This is a genomic window from Streptococcus dentapri, assembly GCF_042649885.1.
Taxonomy (GTDB): domain Bacteria; phylum Bacillota; class Bacilli; order Lactobacillales; family Streptococcaceae; genus Streptococcus; species Streptococcus dentapri.
In genome coordinates, this window is the sequence record NZ_JBHSAC010000034.1 from 1 (window position 1) to 5,505 (window position 5,505).

At 39.4% G+C, this 5,505-nt stretch carries 8 protein-coding genes; 4 read left to right on the plus strand and 4 right to left on the minus strand.

The window, feature by feature from the left end:
- Positions 1 to 99 precede the first annotated feature (99 nt).
- Positions 100 to 990, minus strand: coding sequence for a tRNA (adenosine(37)-N6)-dimethylallyltransferase MiaA (gene miaA, locus ACFOSE_RS03525; protein WP_380430581.1), 891 nt, complete (start codon positions 988 to 990; stop codon positions 100 to 102).
- A 70-nt stretch (positions 991 to 1,060) separates the two neighbouring features.
- Here miaA and ACFOSE_RS03530 point away from each other — a divergent pair, with 70 nt between their 5' ends.
- A complete protein-coding gene (locus ACFOSE_RS03530) occupies positions 1,061 to 1,237 on the plus strand; it encodes a DUF3042 family protein (RefSeq protein WP_380430584.1) in 177 nt (58 codons plus the stop codon).
- A gap of 119 nt (positions 1,238 to 1,356) precedes the next feature.
- Entirely contained in the window at positions 1,357 to 1,974 is a 618-nt protein-coding gene (locus ACFOSE_RS03535) for a DUF6287 domain-containing protein (RefSeq protein WP_380430586.1), read from the plus strand.
- Between the two features lie 40 nt (positions 1,975 to 2,014).
- Here ACFOSE_RS03535 and ACFOSE_RS03540 read toward each other — a convergent pair whose 3' ends face one another.
- From ACFOSE_RS03540 to ACFOSE_RS03550, 3 genes are read right to left on the minus strand one after another with little or no spacing between them, the layout of a single operon-like run.
- Entirely contained in the window at positions 2,015 to 2,704 is a 690-nt protein-coding gene (locus ACFOSE_RS03540; protein WP_380430589.1) for a Bax inhibitor-1/YccA family protein, read from the minus strand.
- Between the two features lie 25 nt (positions 2,705 to 2,729).
- A complete protein-coding gene (locus ACFOSE_RS03545; protein WP_380430592.1) occupies positions 2,730 to 3,233 on the minus strand; it encodes an HD domain-containing protein in 504 nt (167 codons plus the stop codon).
- 25 nt (positions 3,234 to 3,258) lie between these two features.
- A complete protein-coding gene (locus ACFOSE_RS03550; RefSeq protein ID WP_380430595.1) occupies positions 3,259 to 4,014 on the minus strand; it encodes a TrmH family RNA methyltransferase in 756 nt (251 codons plus the stop codon).
- A 56-nt stretch (positions 4,015 to 4,070) separates the two neighbouring features.
- On the opposite strand from ACFOSE_RS03550, the gene ACFOSE_RS03555 reads away from it, so the two are divergent.
- Together ACFOSE_RS03555 and yidC are read left to right on the plus strand one after the other, a co-directional pair.
- Positions 4,071 to 4,349, plus strand: a complete 279-nt coding sequence (locus ACFOSE_RS03555; protein ID WP_380430597.1) for an acylphosphatase — start codon at positions 4,071 to 4,073, stop codon at positions 4,347 to 4,349.
- A gap of 81 nt (positions 4,350 to 4,430) precedes the next feature.
- Positions 4,431 to 5,354, plus strand: coding sequence for a membrane protein insertase YidC (gene yidC, locus ACFOSE_RS03560; RefSeq protein ID WP_380430599.1), 924 nt, complete (start codon positions 4,431 to 4,433; stop codon positions 5,352 to 5,354).
- The last annotated feature ends 151 nt before the right edge of the window (positions 5,355 to 5,505 follow it).

Below are 5,505 nucleotides of genomic sequence, written 5' to 3' on the forward strand. Positions count from 1 at the left end.
ATTGAGAATCGAACAAATCATACTGGCTTATAATTTGAGATATTTTGAAATTAACTAGCACCACGAGTTATATCATATAAGAGCAAGTGACTCTTCTAACTAAGACTCTCCTTCTAAGAAAGCTGTAACAACTTGGTCTATTGCCTCGTGATAATGAGGATCTGAAATATCATAAAAATGCACAGCCATCCGATTTCTGAACCAAGTCAGCTGACGTTTAGCAAAGCGACGAGTATTTTGTTTCAACTTTTCTCTTGCTGTTTCCAAATCCTGCTGACCTTCAAAATAGGAAAAAAACTCTTTATATCCAATAGCCTTAGCAGCTTGGGAGTGAGGATGATTCTCATAAAGCCATCTCGCTTCATTCAACAAGCCCTGCTCCATCATTTGATTCACACGCTGGTTAATGCGCTGATAAAGCTTTTGCCGGTCACTGTTGAGGCCTATAATACAAGCATCATAATCTGTCTCTTGATTTTCCATCTGCTGTCCAAATTTGGTTAATTCTAAGGCTCGAATAAGACGTCTGCGGTTAGGTTGCTCAATAACTTGGTCTATATCTGCCATTTTTTCAACAAGCTCTGCATCAGATAGACTTTCTAACTCCTTACGATAATCTAAAAGAGCCGCTTGATTAAGATCGCCTCCCAGATGATAACCTTCTAAAAGACTCTGCAGGTACAGCCCTGTCCCTCCAACAATGATGGGTAATTTCCCACGAGCAACAATGGCAGTAATGGCCATCTTAGCTTCCTGCACGAAGTCATAAACCGAATAATGTTCATACGGCTCACGAACATCTAATAAATGATGAGGAACCTCCGCCTGCTCTTTGCGACTGGCTTTCGCTGTTCCAATATTAAGGTGGCGATAAACCTGCTGACTGTCACCACTGATAATTTCTCCCTGAAATTTCTGAGCCAGTTCGATCCCTAGAGCAGTCTTGCCAACTGCTGTTGGACCAGCTATAACAACTACTTTTGTCTTCATCTTTTTCCTTGAAAATAATTTAATTTTTGATAGTATATATTATAACATAAGAAGAAAAGGAGAAGTCAAGATGGCTAAAAAACATGCTTTTGCTCGTGGTCTAGCGACTGGTATTGTTGGTACTGCTGCGACCGTAGCAGGTGCCGTATTCGCTGTTAAGAAGACAGTTATTGAACCTGAAGAAAAGAAGGCTGCTTTTATCGAAGAAAATCGTAAAAAAGCGGCACGTAAACGCATTGCGCGTTAAGCATTTAAAAACAGCTCGACAGCTGTTTTTTTTTGAGCATTAATTTCTAGATAAAGCATTGAAAACGTTTTACATTTCTTTAAAAAAATAGTATGATAAATTTGTAAAGGAGGTGCCCTATGAAGAAAAAAATAGCAATTATCTTATCTGTCTCCCTAGTAATTTTGCTAAGTCTTGGCAGTTGGGGTTGCAGCCGAAACCAGTCTCAACCGAGCAATAAATCGGCTGAAAGCACCCAACTCGCCTCTCGATCAACCTCAAAAGCCAGCACGAAAAATTCCGATAGCCAAAGCTCATCAACTACCGATACTTCAAACAGTGATGATTCAACACAAAATTCTTCTGCTGAATCATCATTTGATTATGATGCCCTAGAAAATGGGGATTTCTCCACTATCACCGGAATTTGGGCAGATGCTAACGGTCGCACCATGATTATTTCACCAGAAGGGCAGATAAATGTTCTAGGAACTGCTGGAACTATAGAAGTCAGTAGAGATGGAAAAGGCGAGGCTCTGATGACTATAACTTATACCGATGCTACTAGCTTGGGTATGTTAATGTATAGTGCAGGTGAAAAAATTCCTGATAGGCACTTCAAAAGCGGAGACACTGATCCAAGTGATACCAATAAAAACCGAATCGTTTCTCCTAGCAGTGATATCTTTGATGAAGAAGGCACTCAACAATTTCTCAATCAAGTCTTCTACAAAACGTCTGAGAATGATAGAATTTGAATAAAAAAATCAGCTGAGTCTTAATACTCAGCTGATTTTTTTAATTGCGATTACCAAAAATACGCAGGATACTGATGAATAAATTGATGAAGTCAAGGTAGAGACTCAAGGCCATGGAAATAACCCAGCCATCTGCCACCTGACCACCAGTCTGATAGTAGACTCGCTTAACCAATTGATTTTCATAGGCAATCAGTCCTGAGAAAATAACAACTGTCACTAAGCTGATTAACAAGGACATCAAGCCCGAGCCAATAAACATATTGATAACACCAGCAATGATAATTCCTATTAAACCAGCAAATAAGGCCTTACTCATCCCAGACAAATCCTTCTTCGTTGTCGCACCAATGGCTGCCATGATAAAGAAAACTAAGGCAGAGCTAATAAAGGCTGCTAGTACAGTTGACTGTGCATAAGCTGCCACAAGAAAACTGAGAGTAAAGCCATTTAAAGCTGAATAAATTAGAAAGAGGGGCAAAGCCGCGGAACTATTACGACGAGCTGCACCCGAAGCAAAGAGAACCAGAACGAGTTCTAAAATAATAGCTCCAAAATAAATAAAAGGGGCTTGTGTAGCAATATGAATCATATTTTCGGGGAAGACGTAAAGCATCAGAGCAGAAACAGCTGCCGAAATGCCGATACCAAATCCCACCATACCATAAATTTTGGCAAAGAAACGGCTTATACCGCTCTCTGTTTGTGTAATAACTGATTGTGAATCCATAATAATATCTCCTTTAAATAAACTATCATTGATTGTGAGAGCCTAGCTCTTTACGATGAAAAATCTTACGGCGTTTAAGCCGCTGACGCATAGGATAGGAAGCCTCCTTAACAGCCCAGTATTTATCCATCAAAGTCACAATATAAGACTCTTTATAACGCGGCGGAGCAAGAGTAGCACCCCACATGTGTTTAAGAATAATATCTTTTTCTTTTCTATTTAGGGTCGTTAGCTTGTTAGCATTACGCACAGCAACTCTAGGATGAATCCAGGCGTGACTCTTACTAAACTTTGTATCGCGCCAATCATAATAAAAGAAATCATGTAAAAGACCGCCACGAGCTGTTGATTTGGCATCCCAGCCAAATCTTTTAGCCAGACGATAGCTCGAATAAGCTACATTGATGGAATGCTTCATGCGAGTTGAATAATGATGATGAGTAATGTCATCTAATCTCTGAAATCTGGGATGTTGAATTAGGTGACCAACCAGATCCATAAATTCCTTATCATCTTGATAACGTTTCATGATTGTCATACTCCTTTTGTTAAAACTAACAGGACTGTCCTTGAATAAGGCTAAACATCATAATTCCTGCAGCAACAGCTACATTAAGACTTTCAGCCTGACCAGACATACTAATATGCGCCAGTATATCCGCTTGTTCCACCATCTCCTCAGAGACTCCTTGACCTTCATTGCCCATAACAAGAGCAAAGTTTTTTGTTTCTGGAATTTCTCTATAGTCGACTGATTGAGAAGAGAGGGTCGTGACAATTAGCTGGATTCCTGCCGATTTTAAATCAGCTACAAAGGCCATAACTCCCCCTCGATAGATAGGCAAATGGAAATGGCTCCCTTGCATTGAACGCAGTGTCTTTTGGTTATAGATATCAGCTGATTTATCTGAAACAAAAACGGCTCTAAAACCTGCAGCGTCTGCTGTCCTAATTATTGTTCCAAGGTTGCCTGGATCCTGAATATCTTCCAAAACCAAGTAGGGTCCTAAAAACTCTTTAGGCTCTGCAAAAACGTTATGATGGACTTCTGCTACAATCCCTTGAGGCGTTGGACTCTCGGTCAACTCCTTCAAAACCTCTGGGGTTACGACTGTTACATGTTCTTGATTAGACAGCCTCTCTGCCAATTCCTCAATCACAAAAATATGTTCAAAAACTGCACCATTTTGACGAGCTTCTTCAAAAAGATGCCAACCCTCAATTAAATAGGAATGTTTACGATATTTCTTTTGAAGTAATTTTTTAGTTTTTTTAATGAGATTATTGGCTTTAGAGGTTATAATAATCATATAGTTATTATAACATAATCTAATACAATCTATCTCGGTCCAAAGGAGGAATTTTTATGAAAAAGGTGAGATTAATCGTTTCTGGACGTGTACAAGGTGTGGGCTTTCGCTATTCTACTTTTAATCTAGCCGAAGAAATCGGAGATATCTTCGGACGAGTCTGGAATAATGACGATGGAACGGTTGAAATTTTAGCCCAATCCAATAACTCAGCTAAACTTTCTCAATTTATTCAAGGGGTCCGAAAGGGACCTTCTCCTTGGTCTAAAGTTACCTATGTGGATGTTTCTATAGCTAATTTTAAAGACTTTACTGATTTTCGCATGGCTAATTAAAAATCCTACCCAAGAACTATTGAGAAATTGAACAAAAAAAAGTAAAATAGAACGGTATTACTAAAAATAGAGGAATTTAATGTGAAAAAAACTACAAAACGACTTCTTTTGTCGGGAATAGCCCTATCCACGCTATTCATCCTTTCTGGCTGTGTCCGTGTTGTTAATGGTAAGCCCTCCGGTACTGTCTGGAATTTGCTAGGTAAGCCAATGGGAAATTTGATTACTTATTTTGCTGAACATTTAGGCCTCGGTTTTGGATTGGGTATCATTTTGGTAACTGTGCTAGTTCGTCTATTGATTCTGCCACTTGGTCTTCACCAAGCTCGCAGCTCTGCTTATCAGGCAGCCAAGCGTGATTATCTGGCTCCGATTTTTGAACCTATTAATAAGCGCATGAAACAAGCAAGCACCCAAGAAGAAAAGATGGCAGCTCAAACCGAACTTTTAGCTGCTCAGCGTGAAAATGGTATCAGCATGTTAGGGGGCTTGGGCTGTTTGCCACTGTTGATTCAATTACCTTTCTTCTCAGCTATGTATTGGGCAGCACGTTTTACTCCCGGTGTTAGTAAAGCTGATTTCCTTTGGTTTAATCTCGGACATCGTGACATTCCGCTAATGGTTATTATCGCAGCTCTTTACTTGATTCAATCATGGTTAGCTGTTCGACAAATGCCTGAAGAACAACGCAAACAGGCTGGGATGACCATGTATATGACTCCTTTGATGATGGTCTTCTTTGGATTATCACAACCGTCAGCTGTTGTCCTTTATTGGCTTGTTGGTGGTATTTTCTCCATCATCCAACAATTGATTACCAGCTTTATCATCAAGCCTAAATTGCAAAAGCAAGTTGCGGAAGAATTTAAAAAGAATCCGCCCAAAACTCCTAAGAAAACAGCTCCTACTCGTAAAGATGTCACTCCTAATAATAAAAAGGATACTCGAGAGATTTCAACAAAAAATCGTCAGCGCAATGCTGGAAAGCAAAATCGTAAAAAATAAAACAGTTGGCACTATAAAAAACTGGTAATATTATTCTAGTTTCCTTTAACACCTCAACAAAAAAGTTGGTTATGGCACTGCCCCCTAACATGAGACAGAAGAAAAACACTCCTGTTGAAATCTAGTAAACTAGAAACAGGAGTGTTTTGTT